Raw genomic sequence first — 1,076 nt, 5'->3', positions numbered from 1 at the left:
TGTATTGCCCTGTGAGGTTGGGGACGCGGCTGGCGGGTGGTTTGCCCGCGAGTGCGGTGTGTCCGCGGTGGTGATTGTAGGTGTGGAGCCATTGCGGGAACGCTTCGCGGCGTTCCTGTTCGGAGCGGTAGGGGCGGGCGTAGGCCCATTCGTCGAGCAGGGTGCGGTTGAGGCGTTCGACCTTGCCGTTGGTCTGGGGCCGGTAGGGCCGGGTTCGCTTGTGGGTGATCCCGGCCGCCGCCATCGCGTCGCGCCAGGCGTGGGACTTGTAGCAGGCGCCGTTGTCGGTCAGGACGCGTTCGACGGTGATCCCGCAGGCGGTGAAGTAGGCGTGGGCCCTGGTCCAGAAGCCGGTGGCGGTGTCCTTCTTCTCGTCGGCGTGGATTTCGCTGTAGGCGAGGCGGGAGTGGTCGTCGACGGCGGTGTGGATGTAGCCGTAGCCGGCGTTCTCGCGGTTCTTGCGGCCTGCTTGGCGGCCGAGGGCTTTGTGGCCGCCGCCGTCGGGGATGTTGCCGAGTTTCTTGATGTCGACGTGGACGAGTTCGCCGGGCATCTCGCGTTCGTAGCGGCGTATGGCCCGGCCTGTCGCGCGGTCGAGGTGGGTGAGGCGGGCCAGACGGTAGCGGGCCAGGACGCGGTGGACGGTGGAGGGGACGAGGCCGAGGAGGTGGGCGATGCGGGCCGGGCCCCACCGGCGCAGGACCCTGACCTTGATGATCCGGCGCTCGGTCCGGGTCGGCGTCCGGCGGGGACTGCGATGCGGACGAGACGAGTGGTCACTCATGCCCGCCTCGCCCAGAGAGCGGTAGCGGCTCGCCCACCGCTGTGCCGTGGTGGGCGAGACCTGGAAGCGTTCGGCGGCCCGGCGCAGGGGCCAGCCGTCCTCGACCACGCAGCGGGCCAGACGAAGCCGTCCGGTCTCGGTCAGGGGTGCATTACGGTGGGGCATGAGGGCCTTCTGCTGGTTGGTGTAGACGTCGCAATCCACACCGAACCCGGAAGGCCCTCACCCGTTCAAGACACATCGGCCGAGACCTGCGTCACCCGTCCACAACCTCCCAGGGCAATACACCTAG

1 protein-coding gene is annotated in these 1,076 nt (G+C 69.1%); it reads right to left on the bottom strand.

Annotated elements, in window-relative coordinates; all coding sequences use genetic code 11:
- Positions 1 to 949, bottom strand: a 949-nt coding sequence (locus ABZ842_RS38860) for an IS481 family transposase (RefSeq protein ID WP_361548613.1), incomplete at its 3' end; no start/stop codon positions are given.
- Positions 950 to 1,076: the final 127 nt, after the last annotated feature.

The organism is Streptomyces sp. NPDC047315, from assembly GCF_040643215.1.
Lineage (GTDB): Bacteria > Actinomycetota > Actinomycetes > Streptomycetales > Streptomycetaceae > Streptomyces.
This window is presented reverse-complemented; position numbering and strand designations above follow the sequence as displayed.